This is a genomic window from Actinomadura chokoriensis, assembly GCF_039529475.1.
In the GTDB taxonomy this organism is placed as follows: domain Bacteria; phylum Actinomycetota; class Actinomycetes; order Streptosporangiales; family Streptosporangiaceae; genus Spirillospora; species Spirillospora bangladeshensis.
Genome location: NZ_BAAAMW010000006.1, coordinates 350413 through 368665 on the forward strand (window position 1 = coordinate 350413; position 18253 = coordinate 368665).

The 18253-nt window shown below is 74.1% G+C and carries 12 protein-coding genes; 4 read left to right on the plus strand and 8 right to left on the minus strand.

The annotated features are described in order from the left end of the window. Positions 1 to 6 precede the first annotated feature (6 nt). Genes ABFX46_RS16670 through ABFX46_RS16680 form a run of 3 tightly spaced genes read right to left on the minus strand, consistent with a single transcriptional unit; the run spans position 7 to position 5529 of the window. Complete coding sequence (locus ABFX46_RS16670; RefSeq protein ID WP_346043129.1) at positions 7 to 3279, minus strand: error-prone DNA polymerase; 3273 nt, start codon at positions 3277 to 3279, stop codon at positions 7 to 9. Further along, positions 3272 to 4783, minus strand: a complete 1512-nt coding sequence (locus ABFX46_RS16675; RefSeq protein WP_346043131.1) for a DNA polymerase Y family protein — start codon at positions 4781 to 4783, stop codon at positions 3272 to 3274. Before ABFX46_RS16675 ends, ABFX46_RS16670 begins: the two co-directional genes overlap by 8 nt. Beyond that, positions 4780 to 5529, minus strand: a complete 750-nt coding sequence (locus ABFX46_RS16680) for a hypothetical protein (protein ID WP_346043133.1) — start codon at positions 5527 to 5529, stop codon at positions 4780 to 4782. Before ABFX46_RS16680 ends, ABFX46_RS16675 begins: the two co-directional genes overlap by 4 nt. A 149-nt stretch (positions 5530 to 5678) precedes the next feature. Between ABFX46_RS16680 and mtnA the strand changes: the two genes are divergently transcribed. Next, positions 5679 to 6707 (plus strand): S-methyl-5-thioribose-1-phosphate isomerase, encoded by a 1029-nt coding sequence (gene mtnA, locus ABFX46_RS16685; RefSeq protein WP_346043134.1) that lies wholly within the window; start codon positions 5679 to 5681, stop codon positions 6705 to 6707. Here mtnA and ABFX46_RS16690 read toward each other — a convergent pair. Continuing rightward, entirely contained in the window at positions 6697 to 8811 is a 2115-nt protein-coding gene (locus ABFX46_RS16690; protein ID WP_346043136.1) for a M28 family peptidase, read from the minus strand. The genes mtnA and ABFX46_RS16690 overlap by 11 nt on opposite strands. A gap of 164 nt (positions 8812 to 8975) precedes the next feature. Here ABFX46_RS16690 and recD2 point away from each other — a divergent pair, with 164 nt between their 5' ends. Further along, positions 8976 to 11207: an SF1B family DNA helicase RecD2 gene (recD2, locus tag ABFX46_RS16695; protein WP_346043137.1), complete on the plus strand. Its 2232-nt coding sequence runs from the start codon at positions 8976 to 8978 to the stop codon at positions 11205 to 11207. Positions 11208 to 11215: 8 nt separating this feature from the next. Here the strand turns inward: recD2 and ABFX46_RS16700 are convergent, their stop codons facing one another. Together ABFX46_RS16700 and ABFX46_RS16705 are read right to left on the minus strand one after the other, a co-directional pair. Beyond that, positions 11216 to 12001 carry an MBL fold metallo-hydrolase gene (locus tag ABFX46_RS16700; RefSeq protein WP_346043138.1) on the minus strand — a complete coding sequence of 262 codons (786 nt, stop codon included), beginning with the start codon at positions 11999 to 12001 and terminating at the stop codon, positions 11216 to 11218. 10 nt (positions 12002 to 12011) lie between these two features. After that, on the minus strand, positions 12012 to 12575 hold the full coding sequence (locus tag ABFX46_RS16705) for an LmrA/YxaF family transcription factor (protein WP_346043139.1): 564 nt from the start codon (positions 12573 to 12575) through the stop codon (positions 12012 to 12014). Between the two features lie 200 nt (positions 12576 to 12775). Between ABFX46_RS16705 and ABFX46_RS16710 the strand changes: the two genes are divergently transcribed. Next, the gene (locus tag ABFX46_RS16710; protein ID WP_346043140.1) at positions 12776 to 13849 is read left to right on the plus strand and encodes a polysaccharide deacetylase family protein; all 1074 of its coding nucleotides are present in this window, start codon (positions 12776 to 12778) and stop codon (positions 13847 to 13849) included. A 66-nt stretch (positions 13850 to 13915) separates the two neighbouring features. Here the strand turns inward: ABFX46_RS16710 and ABFX46_RS16715 are convergent, their stop codons facing one another. After that, a complete protein-coding gene (locus ABFX46_RS16715) occupies positions 13916 to 14938 on the minus strand; it encodes a LacI family DNA-binding transcriptional regulator (RefSeq protein ID WP_346043141.1) in 1023 nt (340 codons plus the stop codon). Between the two features lie 159 nt (positions 14939 to 15097). Continuing rightward, positions 15098 to 16627 carry a peptide ABC transporter substrate-binding protein gene (locus ABFX46_RS16720; RefSeq protein WP_346043142.1) on the minus strand — a complete coding sequence of 510 codons (1530 nt, stop codon included), beginning with the start codon at positions 16625 to 16627 and terminating at the stop codon, positions 15098 to 15100. A 169-nt stretch (positions 16628 to 16796) separates the two neighbouring features. Between ABFX46_RS16720 and ABFX46_RS16725 the strand changes: the two genes are divergently transcribed. Then, complete coding sequence (locus ABFX46_RS16725; protein WP_346043143.1) at positions 16797 to 18236, plus strand: LVIVD repeat-containing protein; 1440 nt, start codon at positions 16797 to 16799, stop codon at positions 18234 to 18236. The last annotated feature ends 17 nt before the right edge of the window (positions 18237 to 18253 follow it).

The window sequence follows — 18253 nt, forward strand, 5'->3', positions numbered from 1 at the left end:
CGCGGATCAATGGAAATTGCGGGCCTTGACCCGCCCCGGCACGGGCAGCCGCCGCAGCCGGGTCGCGCGGACGTTCGCGACCCCGTCGGCGCGCTCCAGCCGCCCGCCGACCAGCAGCGCCTGCGCGTCGACGGCGAGGCCCCGGTGCCGCTGGAACACCGCGGGCGGGCACACCACGTTGATGATCCCGGTCTCGTCCTCCAGCGTCATGAACACGATGCCGCCGGCGGTCGGCGGCCGCTGCCGGTGCGTCACCAGCCCGGCGACGACGACGTTCGTCTCGCCCGGCGTCCCGGCGAGCCGCGCCGCCGGCAGCGCGCCGAGCTCGTCCAGCGCCTCCCGGACGTGCGCGACCGGATGGACGCGGGAGACGCCGGTGGCCCACAGGTCGGCGAGGGTCTCCTCGACCGGCGTCATCGCGGGCAGCGCGGGCGCCGACGCGCCGGGCGTCACGCCCTCCAGCCGCCCCGGCCCGGACCCGGCCAGCGCGCCCGCCGCCCACAGCGCCTCGCGCCGCGACAGCCCGAGCCCGTCGAACGCGCCGGCCGTGGCGAGCGCCTCCAGCGCCCCGGCCGACAGCGGCACGCGCCGGGCGAGGTCCTCCATGCTCGTGTAGGGGCGTCCCGCCGCGATCGCCTCCGCCATGTCGTCGCCCAGGTTGCGGATCCCGGACAGCCCGAGCCGGATCGCCGGCTGGGGCTCGCCCGGCGCGTGCGGATGGTCGGAGACGACCTCGACCGGCTCCTCCAGCGCCGGGTGCACGCCGCTGGCGTTGATGTCGACGCCCCGGACCACGACGCCGTGGTGCCGGGCGTCCGCGATGAGGCTCTGCGGGCTGTAGAACCCCATCGGCTGGTTCCGCACGAGCGCGGCGGTGAACGCGGCCGGGTAGTGCCGCTTCAGGTAGGCGCTCGCGTAGACGAGGTGGGCGAAGCTCTGCGCGTGCGACTCGGGGAACCCGAACCCGGTGAAGCCGAGGATCTTCTCGTAGACGCTCTCCGCGATGCCGGGCGGGATGCCGCGCTCGGCCATCCCGTCCAGCAGCCGGCGCCGCAGCCGCTCCACCCGCTCGGGGGCGCGCTTGGCGCCCATCGCCTGCCTGAGCTGGTCGGACTCCGCCGGTGTGAACCCGGCGCAGTCGACGGCGAGCTGCATCATCTGCTCCTGGAACAGCGGCACGCCGAGCGTCCGGCCGAGCGCGGGCTCCATCAGCGGATGCGGGCAGACGGCCGGCTCCTCGCCCTTCCGGCGCCGCAGGTACGGGTGGACGGACCCGCCCTGGATCGGCCCCGGCCGGATCAGCGCCACCTCCACCACGAGGTCGTAGAACTCCCGCGGCCGCAGCCGCGGCAGCGTCGCCATCTGCGCCCGCGACTCCACCTGGAACACCCCGACCGTGTCGGCGTCGCACAGCATGTCGTAGACGGGGGTGTCGTCCGGCGGGACGGACTGCAGGTCGTAGCGGCGGCCGTGGTGCTCGTCCACCAGGTCGAAGCAGTCGTGCAGCGCGGCGAGCATGCCGAGGCCGAGCAGGTCGAACTTCACCAGGCCCGCCGCGGCGCAGTCGTCCTTGTCCCACTGCAGGACGCTGCGGCCCGGCATCGTCGCCCACTCGATCGGGCAGATCTCCCCGACCGGGCGGTCGGCGATCACCATGCCGCCGGAGTGGATGCCGAGGTGCCGGGGCAGCTTCAGCATCCGGTCGGCGAGGTCGAGCACCGGCGCCGGAACGTCGGCCTCCGAGCCGACCGGGTCGCGCGGGTCGATGCCCTTCGACCAGGCGTCCTGCTGGCCGGGGGAGAAGCCGAGCGCGCGGGCGGCGTCCCGGACGGCCATCCGCGGCCGGTAGCTGATGACGTTCGCGACCTGCGCCGTGCACTCCCGCCCGTACTTGCGGTAGACGTACTGGATGGCCTCCTCGCGGCGCTTGTGCTCGATGTCGAGGTCGATGTCGGGCGGCCCGTCCCGCCCGGGGGACAGGAACCGCTCGAACAGCAGGCGGTGCCGGACGGCGTCCACGCCGGTGATGCCGAGCGCGTAGCACACCGCCGAGTTGGCCGCCGAGCCGCGCCCCTGGCACAGGATGTTCTCGCGCCGGCAGAACTCCACGATGTCGTGGACGATCAGGAAGTAGCCGGGGAAGCCGAGCTGCTCGATGACGTCGAGCTCCTTGGCGATCTGCGCGTAGGCGCCCGGCTCCCGCTCCCGTTCGGGCGGCCCGTACCGCTTGAGCGCGCCCTCCTTCACCAGGTGCCGCAGCCAGCTCGCCTCGGTGTGCCCGTCCGGGACCGGCCAGTCGGGCAGCCGGGGCGCGACCACGTCGAACCCGAACAGGCACTCGCGCGCGAGCGCGACCGTCCGCTCCCGGACGCCGGGGAACCGCGCCAGCCGCCTCGCCATCTCGGCGCCGGACCGGAGGTGCGCGGTGCCGCTCGCCGGGAGCCGGCCGACCATGTCGTCCAGGCTGCGGCGGGCCCGGACGGCGGCGAGCGCCTGCGCCAGCCGCGCGTCGGCTCCGGGCGCCGCGAAGTGCACGTTGTTGGACGCCACGACCTCGACTCCGGCGCGTCCCGCCAGCTCGAACAGGGCGTCGTTGCGGAGGTCGTCGTCGGGCTGGTCGTGGTCGATCAGCTCGACGAACACGTTGCCGCGGCCGAACATGGCGACCAGGTTCCGCAGCTCGCGGTCGGCGGCGTCCGGCCCGCCCGACTCCAGCGCCGCCGGGACGGGGCCCTTCCGGCAGCCGGTCAGCACCGCCCAGTGGCCGCCGTGCGCGCCGGCGAGCGCCTCCAGGTCGTAGACGGGACGGCCCTTGCTCCCGCCCGCGAGCTGCGCCGACGTGATCGCCGAGCACAGCCGGGCGTACCCGTGCGCGCCGCGCGCGAGGACGAGCAGGTGCCGCCCGGCCGGGTCGGGCTCCCCGGTCTGCGGCCCCGGCAGGCCGAGGCTCAGCTCGGCGCCGAAGACCGTGCCGATCCCGGCGTCGTGCGCGGCCTGCGCGAACTGCACCGCCCCGTACATGCCGTCGTGGTCGGTGACCGCCATGGCCTCCACGCCGAGCCGCGCCGCCTCCGCGACGAGTGACGCGGGGTCGCTGGCCCCGTCCAGGAAGCTGAACGACGAGTGGACGTGCAGCTCCGCCCACGGCACCTCGGCCTCGGCCCGGCGCGGGATCTCGGCGGCCCGCGGCGGTTCCTCCGGCGCCCGCTCGGACGGCCGCCACGACAACTTCTCTTCGAACTCCCGCCATGAGATGGGCGGGTTGTACCAGTTAGTCATAGACGGCCTCGACGTGCCATCGGCCGCCCTCGACGGCGAGCAGGTAGGCGGCGCCGCCGTCGGTGGTGACCTGGAACCGCGCGCGGCGCCGCGCGGTGTCGGCGTCCCACCAGCGCTCGTCGGCGGGCCACGGGCCCGTCCAGCCGGTCACGGCGGCGGGCCGGCCGCGGAGCACGAGCGTCGCGGGCGGCGCCGACACCTCGCACCGCGCCGACACCACCACCGCCTCGCCGGACGCGTCGACCAGCTCCGCCGACGGCGGCGACGCGGGGACGACGGCCGGCGCGGGCCCCGACACGCGTCCCGGCCACGGCCCCTCGGGCAGGCCCGAAGGAGCCAGGTCGCCGACCGGCACCCGGACGATCCGCTCGCCCGGACCGCGGCCGCCCACGAGCATCGGCCGGGTGATCCCCCGGTGCCCGAGCAGCGCCTGGACGCGGTCGGCGGCCCGCGTGATCCGGTCGGTGACGGCCGTCCGGCCCCACAGCGCCTCCTGGCGGCCCTCGTCCGGGACGATCTGGTCGGGCGCCAGCTCGACCCACGTGACACCGCCCCAGACATCCTCGGCCCTGCCCCCGTGCCAGGCCGACAGCTGCCAGCGCACCCGCTCGGCGACGGCCAGCGCCGACAGGCCCTCGTGCCGCCACAGCCGCCGCAGCACGTGCCCGTCGGCGAACCCGACCGCGACCTCCAGCCGGACGCAGGCCAGCCCGTCCGCCGCGAGCCCCTCGTGCAGCTCGCCCGCGAGCCGCTTGGCCGCGAACACCACCCGCTCGGCCTGCTCGGCGGGCGGGTCGAAGTCGCCGCGCACCGACAGGTCCGCCGCGCCCCGGACGGGCGCGAGCGGGCGCGGCTCCTCGCCGCGCGCCAGCCGGTGCGCGAGCGAGCCGCCGGTCCCGAACCGGCCGGCGACGTGCCCGGACGGCAGGGCCGCGAAGTCGCCGAGCGTCCTGATCCCGAGCCGCCGCAGCAGGTCGGCCAGCTCCGGACGATCGAGCACCGACAGCGGATAGGGCGCGAGGAACGCCGCCGCGCCGCCCTCCGGGACCACGACGCCGCCGTCCCCGGCCCGCGCCGCCAGCTCCGCGGCGAACAGCCCGTCCGCGACGCCGGACCCGCAGTCGTGCCCGGCCTCCACCACCGTGTCCTGCACCAGGACGCGCAGCGCCTCCTCGCCGCCGTAGAAGCGGGCCGGCCCGCGCGCCGCGATCGCGCACAGCCCCGGCCGCACCACCTCCACGCGGGGCGTCAGCTCCGCGACCGCCGCCGCGACCTCCTCGAACAGCCGCCCCTCGGCGTCCGGCTCGCGGTCGCGGACGACCAGCTCGGGGCAGCGCCGCTGCGCGTCCCGGAGCCGCTGCCCGCGCCGCACCCCGGCCGCACGCGCCGCCGCCGAGCACGCCGCGATCCGGCCCTGCTCAACCGCGGCCCCGGCCGTCGCCGCGTCGATCCCGAGGGCGGTGACCGGCCAGTCCGGGCACCAGACGACCAGTACCCGCGTCACGCGATCCCCTCCTCAGCCGCCGCCCGCACCAGCGGCGGGACACCGGGCGGCCGGGGGTGCACGGGCCCGCCGGCCGACACGAGCTCCAGGGGGCGCCGCACGGTCTCGTCCGGCCCGACCGTGCCGTCGGGGGCGGGGAGCCACAGGCGGGCGCTGCGGCCGGCGCCGGGCGCGTCGCGGCCCTCGGCGGTGACCTGGACGCGGCGGCCGGTCAGCCGCCCGTGGCCGTCGCCGAGACCGTCCCAGGCGGCCTCCTCCAGCCGGAGGCGGAGCCGGGTGCCCGGCCAGTCGCGGGCGAACGCGCCGGTCAGCGCCAGGACGCAGCCGTGCCTGCGGGCCAGCGCCGACAGCCGCCGGACGGCCGCGGCGCCCGGCCGCTCCGGCGGGCGCAGCAGGATCAGCTCGACGGCCTCCGCGAGGGCGGCGACCACGTCCGGCCACCGGTCGCCCGGGTCGTCGACGAGGAGCAGCCGCTCCGGGGCGGCGCCCATCCCGGCGGCGGCGAGCACGCCGAAGTCCGGGACGCCGACGACGCCGCACCAGCCGCCGGTGCCGTCCTCGCCGCCGTGCCGGGACACGCCCGCGACGAGCGCGAGGCCGAGGGACGCGGCGCCGAGCCCGACGACCGAGCCGGGCCGCAGCCCGCCGCCGGGCAGCACGGAGCGCAGCGCGGGCAGCACGGGTACGGTCTCCCGGGGTGCCGAGTCCAGCACCGCCGAGAGGTCACGCAGCGCGGCCTCCGGCACCCCTCGCCCTCCTCTCGAACGCCTCCTGCACAATTTCGAACACAAGTTCGACTTCTGTCAAGTTATCGCAGGTCACGCAGCGGAGTTGCAACGGGTGGAACGCCCGATGGCGTGGGGGTTCGAGCGATTTTGCGGGCATTATGGGTCGTATGACGAGCGACGTGCGCACCCTGGAGTGGACCGGCGACGGGCTGCGCCTGCTGGACCAGACCGTCCTGCCGGGGCGGGTCGAGTACGTCGTCGCGTGCGACGTCGGGACGCTCGTGGACGCGATCCGGCGGCTGGTCGTGCGCGGCGCGCCCGCGCTGGGCGTCGCCGGCGCGTTCGGCGTCGCCATCGCCGTCCGGCAGGCCGAGCGCGAGGGATGGGACGACGCGGCCCGCGGCGCCGCGATCGCGCGGATCCGGGAGGCCCGGCCCACGGCCGTGAACCTCGCGGCCGGCGTCGACCGCGTCCTGCCCTTCGCCGGCAAGGGCGCCGACGCGGTGGCGGCCGAGGCGCAGGCGCTCCTGGACGAGGACGTGCGCGGCAACCGGGCGATCGGCGTCCACGGCGCCGCCTGGATCCTCGACCGGGCGGGCGACCGGCCCCTGCGGATCCTCACGCACTGCAACGCCGGCGCGCTCGCCACCGCCGGATGGGGCACCGCGCTCGGCGTCGTCCGCGAACTGCACCGGCGGGGCCGCGTCGAGATCGTCTACGCGGACGAGACCCGCCCGCTGCTGCAGGGCGCCCGGCTCACCGCCTGGGAACTCGACCAGGCCGGGATCCCGTGCGTCGTCCAGGCGGACGGCGCCGCGCCCAGCACGATCCTGCGCGGCCTCGTCGACGTCGCCGTCATCGGCGCCGACCGGATCGCCGCCAACGGCGACACCGCCAACAAGATCGGCTCGGTGGGCGTGGCGCTGGCCTGCCACGCCGCCGGCATCCCCCTCGTCGTCGCGGCGCCCTGGAGCACCGTCGACCCGGCCCTCCCCGACGGCGGGGGCATCCCCATCGAGGAGCGCCCCGCCGAGGAGGTGCTGACCTGGGGCGGCGCGAGGACCGCTCCCGACCGGGTGGACGCGTACAACCCCGCGTTCGACGTCACGCCCGCCCGCCTCGTGACCGCGCTGGTCACCGAGACGGGCGTGCTGGAGGTGTCGGCGGGCTCGACGCCCGGCGGCGTCAGGGGCTGAGCGTGCGGGTCGCGGCGCGCAGGCTCGCGTACAGCCGCGCCTCGTACGCCTTCGCCGTCCGGACGTCATGGTCGATGAACAGGGCGTCGTTCAGCGCGGGAAGCCGCTGCGTGGCATACCCGGTGTCGATGCCGGGCGCGTAGATCTGGTGCCGGTACCACGGGCGGCCGGGAAGCCCGGCCGACGTCAGCAGGTCCCGCTCGGTCTGCATGATCTTGGCGTTGAGGCGGCGGAACGCGGCCGTGTCGCCCCTGCGGAGCGCCTCGTCCGCGCGCGCCTGCACCGCCTCAGCGGCGCGCTGCCACGCCTTGGCCTGGTCGATGTCGCGCGAGACGTCCACGGCGACGGACCCGAGCCGCTTGCGCTGCTCGGCGGTGAAGTCGCCCAGGTACTGGGCGGTCTCCGCCGCGTAGGGGCGGTAGCCCAGCGCGACGACGTCGGCGTTCGCCAGCCGCAGCGTCGCGATGCCCACCAGTCGCGACATCGCCGCGTGGTACTCCCAGTCCGGATCGCCGAAGCGCGACATCCAGGAGAAGTCGTCGCAGGCACAGTGGTAGTTCCCGGCGTTGCCCGTCGAGGACGACCCCAGGTCCATCGCGGGGACCCCGTACCGCTGGAAGAACGCCTGGAAGTCCGAGCCGCCGCCGATCCGGGAGATCGGCGTCCTGCCGTCGTTCTGCGCCTTCCACGCCTCGTAGAGGGTCCCGTCCGTGCCGGGCCAGCGCACTTCCTTGGACGCGTCGATGACGGACTGGTCCAGCGCCGGCGTCGCCGTGGCGCCGAAGTTGGAGCCCCCGGCGCCGTCCATGTTGACGTAGGCGACGGCGTTGCGGAGCTGCCCGGCCCGCTGCTCGGCGTACTCGGTCGACCCGAACAGCCCGTACTCCTCACCGTCCCACGTGGCCAGGACGACGGTCCGCCTGGGCCGCCACCCCTGCTTGAGGAGCTTCCCCAGCGCGCGCCCCACTTGGAGCACGTTCTCCGTGCCGGAGAGGTTGTCGCTGCTGCCGTACGCCCATGCGTCGTGGTGGGCGCCGAGGATGACCTCCTGCTCGGGGTGCTCGCTGCCGGGGATGCGCACGGTGACGTCCCAGAGCGGACGCACCTGGAACCTGTTCTTCAGATCGAGGTGGACGTTCGTGCCGCCCGGCCCGATCCGGTAGGTGAACGGCAGGCCGCCCTGCCAGTCCTTCGGAGCCTCCGCGCCCTTGAGCGCGCGCAGCAGCGGCTCGGCCGCGCCGTAGGAGATCGGCGTCGTCGGGATGAGCCCCTTGAGCATCGGCGCCTGCGACGGCGGGATGCGGCGGGCGCCCTTCACCGCCGGCCATCCGGGGGTCTGCGGGTCGCCGGCCGCGAGCTGGATCTGCGCGATGCTGCCCCGCTGGATGCCGTCCGGGGCGCGCCACGGCCCGTCCGGGTACACCGGGCCGCGCCCGTAGCCGTCGTCGGCCGGGTCGGAGTAGATCAGCACGCCCTTCGCGCCGTGCCCGGCGGCCTCGCGCGGCTTGATGCCCCGGAACACCGACCCGTACCGGACGAGCACGATCTTGCCCTTCACCGAGACGCCGCGCTCGGCGAGCAGCGCGAAGTCCTCCGGCCGCCCGTAGTTGGCGTACACCACCTCGCCCCGGACGTCCCCGGACGGCGAGAACCCGTTGTGCGACGGGATGACCTCCTCGAAATGCCGCTGCCAGGGCCGCTCCTTCTCCTTGACGGGGAGGTCGCGGTACCGGGGCGCGGTCATCTCGACCTTCACGCGCTGCGGCATGGACAGGTACGCGTAGTACGTCCGGATCTCGGGTTTGAGCCCGTACGAGCGGAAATGCCGGACGATGCGCTGGACGCGGTGCCAGTCGCCGGTCGTCGTGGCCAGGCCCGGCTCGGCCGACAGCTCGGCGTCCAGGGCGCGGGCCACCGCCGCGGACGGCACGGCGCCGAACCGCCGCTCGTACTGCCGCTGCCATGCGGCGTGCGCGTCGGTGAAGCCCGCGATCGGGTCGTGCCCGGCGGGGGACGAGGCGGCGGCGGGGACGGCGGCGGCCATGGTGAGCACCAGGGCGGGGGCGCTCAACGCCGCCAGTGCCCGGGTTCGGGAGCGGAACACCAGCGTTACCTCCAGTACGCCAGTCGGCGGTGCGGTGCGGTGCGGTGCGATTGCAGTGCAGTGCGGTGCGAGTGCGCCCGGAACGTACGTCCCGATCGACCGGGGATCCAGGTCGCGTGCCGGATCCGGCCATCCCGTCACCCGGATCGTCCATCATGGTGTTCGTGCCGACCTCCCCGAACGCCGATGCCACGCCGCGTCCGGCGCAGCTTGACGCGGTCTTGGAACGGATCACCTACGCCAACGAGGACACCGGCTACACGGTCGCGCGCGTCGCGACCGCCAAGAGCGGCCCCGACCTGCTCACCGTGGTCGGCGCGCTGCTCGGCGCGCAGGTGGGGGAGAGCCTGCGGCTGACCGGCCGGTGGCGCTCGCACCCGAAGTACGGCAGGCAGTTCGAGGTCGACTCGTACACGACCGTGCTGCCGGCGACGATCCAGGGCATCCGCCGCTACCTCGGCTCCGGCATGATCAAGGGGATCGGGCCGGTGATGGCCGACCGGATGGTCGGGCACTTCGGCACCGACATCCTCCGCGTCATCGAGGAGGAGCCCGAGCGGCTCGTGGAGGTCCGCGGCCTCGGCCCGAAGCGCAGCAAGCGGATCGGGGACGCGTGGGAGGAGCAGAAGGCCATCAAGGAGGTGATGGTCTTCCTGCAGGGCGTCGGCGTCTCCACGTCCCTCGCCGTCCGCATCTACAAGCAGTACGGCGACCAGTCGATCGACACCGTGCGCAAGCGGCCGTACCAGCTCGCGTCGGACGTGTGGGGCATCGGCTTCAAGACGGCCGACACGATCGCCCAGGCCGTCGGCATCCCGCACGACAGCCCCGAGCGGATCAAGGCGGGGCTCCAGTACACGCTGTCGGAGGGCGCCGACGACGGGCACTGCTTCCTGCCCGAGCCGAACCTCGTCACGGCGGCCGAGAAGATCCTCGGCGTGCCGAAGGAGCTGATCGTCCCGGCGCTGGAGGAGCTGGCCGCCGACGAGGGCGTCGTCCGGGAGCCGATCCCGGGCGAAGGGGAGGACGCCGCGACGATTCCGGCGGTGTACCTGGTCCCGTTCCACCGGGCCGAGCGCTCCCTCGCCCGCGGCCTCCTCGAACTCCTCGACGCGCCCACCGACCGGCTCAAGGCGTTCGCCGACGTCGACTGGGACAAGGCCCTCCCGTGGCTGAGGAAGCGCACCGGCCAGGCCCTCGCCGCCGAGCAGGAGGAGGCCGTGAAGCTCGCGCTGACCTCCAAGGTCTCGGTGCTGACGGGCGGCCCCGGCTGCGGCAAGAGCTTCACCGTCCGGTCCGTGGTGGAGCTGGCCGCCGCGAAGAAGGCCAAGATCGTCCTGGTGGCGCCGACCGGGCGCGCCGCCAAGCGGCTCGCCGAGCTGACCGAGCACGAGGCCGCGACCGTCCACCGCCTCCTCCAGCTCCAGCCCGGCGGCGACCCCAAGTACGACCAGGACAACCCGCTCGACGCCGACCTGGTCGTGGTCGACGAGTCCTCCATGGTCGACCTGATCCTCGCGAACAAGCTGGTGAAGGCGGTCCCGCGCGGGGCGCACCTGCTGCTCGTCGGGGACGTCGACCAGCTGCCGTCCGTCGGCGCGGGCGAGGTCCTCGCCGACCTCCTCGGCGCCGAGGTGATCCCGCGCGTCCGGCTGACGAAGATCTTCCGGCAGGCGCAGGAGTCCGGCATCGTCGTCAACGCGCACCGCGTCAACGCCGGCGACCACCCCCACACGCGCGGGTACGGCGACTTCTTCCTGTTCCCGTGCGAGGAGCAGGACGAGGCCGCCGAACTGACCGTGGACGTCGTCGCGAACCGGATCCCGCGCAAGTTCGGCCTCGACCCGCGCCGGGACGTCCAGGTCCTCACGCCCATGCACCGCGGCACGGCGGGGGCGGGCTCACTGAACACCCTGCTGCAGGAGGCCCTGACCCCGCACGACGACTCCCGGCCCGAACGCCGCTACGGCGGCCGCGTCTTCCGCGTCGGCGACAAGGTCACCCAGCTCCGCAACAACTACGACAAGGGCGAGGCGGGCGTCTTCAACGGCACGGTCGGCGTCGTCACGAAGGTCGACCTCGAAGAGCAGTCGCTCACCGTCCTGACCGACGAGGACGAGAGCATCGGCTACGGCTTCGACGAGCTGGACGAGCTCGCCCACGCCTACGCGATCACGATCCACCGGTCGCAGGGCAGCGAGTATCCGGCGGTCGTCGTCCCGCTCACGACCGGCGCGTGGGTGATGCTGCGCCGCAACCTGCTCTACACGGGCATCACCCGCGCGAAGAGGCTGGTCGTCCTGGTCGGCTCGCGGCGCGCCCTCGCCGCCGCCGTCCGGACCGCCGGCGCGGGCCGCCGCCACACCGCCCTCTCGCACCGCCTGTCTCAGCGGTAAGGCCTGTCTCAGCGGTAGCGGGCGAGCTCCCAGGGGTCGTGGGCGCAGAACACCTCGACCTCGCCGCCGCGCGCCAGCTCCCGCAGCCGCGCGACGTTCGCGAGCCGCAGCTCCCGGTCCACTTCGCCGCCCGCCTGGACCAGCTCCATCAGCGGGTGCACGACCGGCTCGGCGCGGTCGACCTCCCCGTGGTACATGTACGCGTCCCCGGCGTGCAGCAGCCACCGGCCGCCGTCGCGCACCGCGACGCCCGCATGCCCCGGCGTGTGCCCGCCGAGGGGGACGAGCAGGATCTCCTCCGGCACGCCGTCCAGAGCCCGGACGCCGTCGAAGCCGTGCCAGGTCTCGCCCCCGCCGTCCTCGTAGGCGACCCATTTCGGGCCGTGGGCGAGCTGCGCCGGGGTCTTGCCGCCGTCCGCGCGCTCGGCCTCGAACAGGTGCACCGCCGCGTCCGGGAAGTCGCTCAGCCCGCCCGCGTGGTCGCGGTGCAGATGCGTCGGGACGATGTGCCGGACGTCGGCGGGGGAGTACCCGAGCGCCTCCACCTGCCGGACGGCCGTCGCCGCCGGGTCCAGCGCCGGCCCGGTCATCTCCACCCAGTCGTCGAGCAGCCGCTCGGACGGGTGCTCGATGTCGCCGAGGCCGATCCCTGCGTCCACGAGGACGAGGCCGGACGAGTCCGTCTCGACCAGCAGCACGTGGCCGGCGGCCCGCGCGGGCCGGAGCGGGCTTCCGGGCCCGTCGGCGGGTTCGATCTCCCGCATGGGGGCGCAGTCGAGGTGGTGGACGCGCATGGGGAACTCCTCAGAGAAGGTCGGCGAGCTGCCGGGTGACCTGGTGGATGACGGACACGTCGCGCTGGACGCGGGCGAGCATGATGGCGCCCTGCAGCGACGACAGGACCAGCGCGGCCAGCGGCCCGACGCGCTCCTCGGGCACGCCCCAGCCGCGCAGCGCGGCGCGGAGCCCCCGCAGCCACTCCCCGTACGCGGTGTCGCAGGCGGCCTGGATGGCCTCGCTCTCGGCGGCCGTCTCCAGCGCCACGGTCGCGATGGGGCACCCCTTGCTGAAGTCCGACTCGCGGAGGCTCCGCGCGAAGTGGTCGCCGATGGCCGCGAGCCCGGCCGGCCCGTCCGGCGCGGCGAGGACGGCCTCGGTGAGCGCCTCGCCGACCGTCCGGCCGGACAGCGCCACCGACTCCGACGCGAGCTGCTCCTTGCCCTCGGGGAAGTGGAAGTACAGCGAGCCCTTCGGCGCCCCGCTCTCGGCGAGGACCTGGTTCACCCCCGTCCCGTGGTAGCCCTGCCGCTGGAACAGCTCGGCGGCCGTCCGCAGGATCCGCTCTCTCGTCTCTCCGCGCGGTGCCATGGCCACAGACTAGACAGACCGGTCTACCAATTCCAAACGCCGTGCCGGTGATGGCGAAACATTTCGATGGAAGAAGATGTACTCAAAGGCACTGATCAGAAAGATATGGAGAATCTGAGAACGAAAGTTTCTCCGAATGCATTGACACTTTTCGAAGGCGTTTCCACAATGAGGGTCCCCCGCCCCCTGGAGGAACACGGATGACTCGGCACGCTCCCCCGCTCGGCGGGTTCCGGAGGAGGTCCTCCGGCGCCCGCCGCCCGCTGATCCTCGCCGCCGTCCTGACGCTGGCGGCCGCCTTCCTGGTGAGCCTGTCCGCCGCGACGGGCCTCGCGGCCCAGCGCGACGGTGCCGCCGCCGTCCCGCTCGCCGCCGACAACTGCAGCGCGGGCTACGTCGGCCTCACCTACGACGACGGCCCCACGTCGGGCTTCACGTCCACCCTGCTGTCGACCCTGCAGCAGAACGGCGTCCGCGCCACCCTGTTCAACATCGGGCAGAACGCCCAGAACAATCCGTCGCTGGTCAGCGCGGAGAAGAACGCCGGCATGTGGATCGGCAACCACAGCTGGACGCACCCGCACCTGACCCAGATGTCGCAGTCGCAGATGCTCTCCGAGCTGCAGCGCACGCAGCAGGCGATCCAGCAGACGACCGGCACCGCGCCCACGCTGTTCCGGCCCCCGTACGGGGAGACCAACTCCACGCTGAGGGCGGTCGAGCAGCAGCTCGGCCTCACCGAGGTCATCTGGGACGTCGACTCGCAGGACTGGAACGGCGCGTCCACCGCTCAGATCGTGCAGCGGGCGGGCCAGCTCCAGAACGGCCAGGTCATCCTCATGCACGACGGCTACAACACCACGATCCAGGCCATCCCGCAGATCGTCGCGAACCTCAAGAGCCGGAACCTGTGCCCCGGCATGGTCTCGCCGTCCACCGGCCGGGCCGTGGCGCCCGACGGCAGCGGCGGCGGGGGCACGACGCCTCCCGGCGGCGGGGGCGGCGGCTCCTGCACCGCGCAGATCTCCCAGGGCCAGCAGTGGAGCGACCGGTTCAACCTGTCGGTCACCATCTCGGGGACGAGCACCTGGATCGCCACCGTGACCGTGCACAGCCCGCAGAAGATCATCGCGACCTGGAACGGCTCGCCGACGTGGGACGCGAGCGGCAACGTGATGACCATGCGGCCGAACGGCAGCGGCAACACGTTCGGCTTCACGATCCAGCACAACGGCAACTGGACCTGGCCGGACGTCTCCTGCAGGGTGGGCTGACCCGCCCGGCCCCCCGCAGCGCCTCCCCGCGGCCCGGCCCCGGCCGCGGGGAGGCGCTCCCTCGTCTCAGCCCCGGTCGGGCGGCGGGGCGGTGCTCTTGCGGACGACCAGGCTCGTGGACAGCTCCAGCCGCGTCGCGACCGGCTCCCCGTTGCGGATGCCGAGGATGATCTGGGCGGCGGACTCGGCCATCTGCCGCAGCGGCTGGTGGACGGTCGTGAGCGCGGGGCTGGCCCACGGCGCCACCGCCACGTCGTCGTACCCGACGACCGACAGGTCCTCCGGGACCCGCAGCCCGTGGACCCGCGCCGCCTCCAGCACCCCGAGCGCCTGCAGGTCGCTGCCGGCGAAGATCGCGGTCGGCCGGTCGGGGCGCCCGAGCAGCTCCATCGCCCGCTCGAAGCCGCCCTCCACGTGGAAGTCGCCGTAGGACACATAGGACGGCTCGACGTCCAGCCCGGCCATGCTCATCGCGGAGCGGAACCCGTCCAGGCGCGCGACGGAGCACAGCATGTCCGCCGGCCCGGTGATGATCGCGATGCGGCGGTGCCCCTGGTCGATCAGGTGCCGGGTCGCGGCGAGCCCGCCGGACCAGTTGGCCGAGCCGACCGAGGGGACGTCGGGCTCCGGGTCGCCGGCCGGGTCGATGATGACGAACGGGATCGACCGGGACCGCAGCCGCTTCTTGTACTCGGGGGGCAGGCTGGAGAACGTCAGCACGACGCCGAGCGGGCGGCGCCGGAGCACCCCGCTGATCCACTCCGGGCCGGGGGAGTGCCGGGTGCCGCTCTCGGTCAGCACCAGGCTCGCGCCGTTGGCCTTGGCGACGCTCTCCACGCCCCGGATCAGCTCCATGGTCCAGAGGCTCTCGATCTCGTGGAGGACGATCTCGATCAGCGGCGCGTCGGGGCCCGACCGCGACCCGCGCCGGTAGCCGTGGTGCTCCAGCAGGCGCTCCACCCGGAGCCGCGTCTTGCGGGCGACGTCCTCGCGTCCGTTGAGGACTTTCGAAACCGTCGAAATGGAGACGCCGGCCTGATCCGCCACTTGAGCCAGGGTCACCCGGGCTGTTTCGTCCTCCTGCTGCATGCTCGAAGCATAAGGATCTCGGCGGCGACTCCGAAAGTTGGTATGCGCGCGGAGACGCAGATCACTCCCGCGCGCGCCCGGCGGCTCACTGCGGTGGGCGTCGCCGTCCTCGGCGTCCCGTTCGGTCTGGACGGGGTGGGCTCGGCGCCCTGTCGGCCCTTAATCCTTGACGGTCAGGCGGTCGAGCCGGAGGCCGGCGAAGGCCCCGGCGGTGACGCCGCGCACCCGCTCCGACCAGACCAGGTGGTCATGGGCGGACCACAGCGGCATCGCGGGCATGTCGCGCAGCATCGCGCTCTCGGCGAGGCGCGCGGGGACCACGCCGTCGCCGGGCGTCGCGGCGCGCTCGGCATCGGCGACGAGACCGGCGGTGTAGTCGTCGTCGAACCCGGTCCCGGCCTCCAGCAGGGGGGTGAGCGCGGCGACGGGGGCCGGGTAGGCGGCCGTCGTGTGGACGGCGAACGGCCCGTCGACCTGGTGCTCGTCCACGGCCTTGCGCAGGTCGGCGACGGGACGGGGGCGCGCGTCGACCTTCAGTTCCGTCCGGAGCTGCTCGGCGACGGACGTCACCCAGGCGTCGTCGCCCCGGTTCGCCTCGTACCAGACGTTCAGCGGCCCGCTGAGCCCGCCCGCGTCGGCCAGCGCGGCGACGGCCGCCTTGGAGTCGTGCACGCACAGCCGGCACTGCCCGTCGCGATGGCCCGGGCGGATGCCGGGCGCGACGAGCGCGTCGGCGGGGGAGTACTGGTGCCCGAGCGCCCCTTCGGTCACCGCGGACCGGTCGATCGCCATCGACAGCGCCGACCGGATCGTCGGGGACGCCAGCCGCTCCGCCCAGGCCGGGAACGCCAGGTACGTCACGTCCCGCCCGGGGACGGCGGCGTGCCGCTTCCCGAAGTCGGCCTCCATCGACTCGTGCCGGTCCGGCGGCACGCGCGTCGCGACGTCCAGGTCTCCGGCCGCCGCCGCGTTGTACTGCGCCATCGCGTCCGGGATCGCCTTGACGGCCACCGGGCGCCCCTCGTCCGACCGGCGCCGCAGGACGATCTCCCGCGCACTCCGCGACGCGACCAGGAACGGCCCGTTGCCCACCGGCCTCTTCCCGTAGGACGCCCAGTCCCGCGACGCGAGGACGCTCTCCGGCAGCGGGAAGAACGCCGGATCACCGAGCAGGGCGGGGAACCCGCTCAGCGGGCGGTCGAGCACCACCTCGAAGGTGAGGTCGTCCTTGACCTTGAGCCCCGCCACGGCGTCCGCGCCCCGCCGCGCGCCCTTGACGCGCGCCACCTCGGTGAGCAGCCGGGCTCCGGCCCAGCCCTCGCGCAGGACGGCCGTCCAGGCGCCGGTGAACGAGCGGGCCGTGACGGGCGAGCCGTCCTGGAACGTCCCGCCCGGACGCAGCCGGACCGTCCACACCCGCCGGTCGCGGCTGGACACCGACGCGGCGGCGGCGTTCGACGGCTCGCCGGTCTGCGGGTCGTAGGCGACGAGCCCCGTCCACACCGCGTTCGCGACCATCCGCCCGGCCGCGTCCCGGATGTCGCCGGGCAGCAGCGTCGCGGGCGCCGCGGCGCCGACCGAGATCCGCGGATCGGCCGGCCCGCTCCACGCGCGCATGGCCGCGACCGGTGCCAGCAGCACCACCACGGCCCCGGTGATCAGGGCGGCGGTGCGGGTGGAGCTCTTCATGCCTCTCCCGGGAGCAGGGGGCGGCCGACGCCGGTGAGCGTAGATCAGGACGACAGGTCCCACCAGCCCTTACGGTGCTGAGTCCATTTCGTGACCAAGCCGCCTGTTGATCACGCCTGTGGGCGCGGTCACACTGGCGCTTGCGAAGATCTTCTTCCATGGAGGCGCGATGCTCCCTCGCACATCCATCCCCGCCGGGCGCCTGGTCCAGGGCGGCGTGGCGGCCGCGGCGTCGGTGGCGCTGCTGGCCGGCTCCGCCTGGGCGTGCCCGCCCGAACCCGAGAACGCCCAGACGAAGCAGGCCGCGGCGTCCGCGGCCGAGGGCGCCGGCGGCCACGCCGGGCACTACCACCGGGCGGACGCGGCGGCGGCCGCGGAGTCCGAGGCGATCAAGGGCGTGCGTCGCGTCGGCGGCGTGTCCGACGCCAAGGGCGCCATCTCGCTGATGTTCCTGGACTACGGCCACGGCCGGCACAAGCGGACGATCATGTACGCGACCGGCGACTTCGGGCTGAAGGCCTACGACATCACCGCCGACCCCAAGGTCCCCACGCTGGTCGGTCAGCTGAACATGCCCGGCATGTGGGAGACCGAGGACACCGACTTCGATCCCAAACGCAAGATCATCTACCTGTCCCGGGACCCGCGCGCGTTCGGCGGCAACACCCGCACCGGCGAGTCCGGCATCTACGTCGTGGACGCGTCCAAGCCGGAGAGCCTGCGCCAGATCACCTACGTGAAGGTCCCGGCCGGGCACACCACGACCTGCGTCAACGACTGCGAGTACCTGTGGACGGGCGGCCCCGCCAAGGCCGACTGGATGCCCGCCGACTGGGGCGGGCGGCCGGTCTGGGTGACCGACGTCCGCAACCCGGCCAAGCCGAAGGTCCACAAGGACCCGATCGACACCGGGCGCAACGACGGCAAGACCGACTACACCCACGACATCCAGGTCGACTCCAACGGGGTGGCGTGGGCGTCCGGACGCGGCGGCGTCCGCGGCTACTACACGACCGGACGCCACTACGACCCGGTGGAGAAGCGGTGGCGCAAGGCCACCGCGGTCGATCCCGTCCCGTACGCGGGCGGCGGCCTGGACGAGGCCACCACCAACTCCACCTTCATGCACAACAGCTACCGCGCGGTCGGCCGGACGAGGAACCAGGCCGCCGACCCGCGCAGGTGGGGCAACGGCGAACTCCTCTACGTGACCGAGGAGACCTTCAACGACGGCTGCGCCAATGACGGCCTCCTCGTCATCGCGTCGCTGAAGGGCTCCTACAAGGGCGAGGGCTGGCGCTCCACGCCGGAGAACAAGTTCCGCCTGCACACGGTCGGGACGTGGGGCGTCGCGGGCAAGGAGGGCAGCGACCCGGCGAGCACCGACTGCTCCGCCCACTACTTCGACGTCCGCGACGGAGTGATCGTCCAGTCGTTCTACTCGCAGGGGACCCGGTTCCTGGACGTCCGGGACCCCACGAACCCCAGGCAGGTCGCCTACTACCGGCCCGCGGACGCCGCGTCCTGGCAGCCGTACTGGCACGGGAAGTACGTCTACGTCGCCGACAACACGCGCGGCGTCGACGTCCTGGAGCCGACCTTCCGCTGACCACCCCGCGCGCAGAG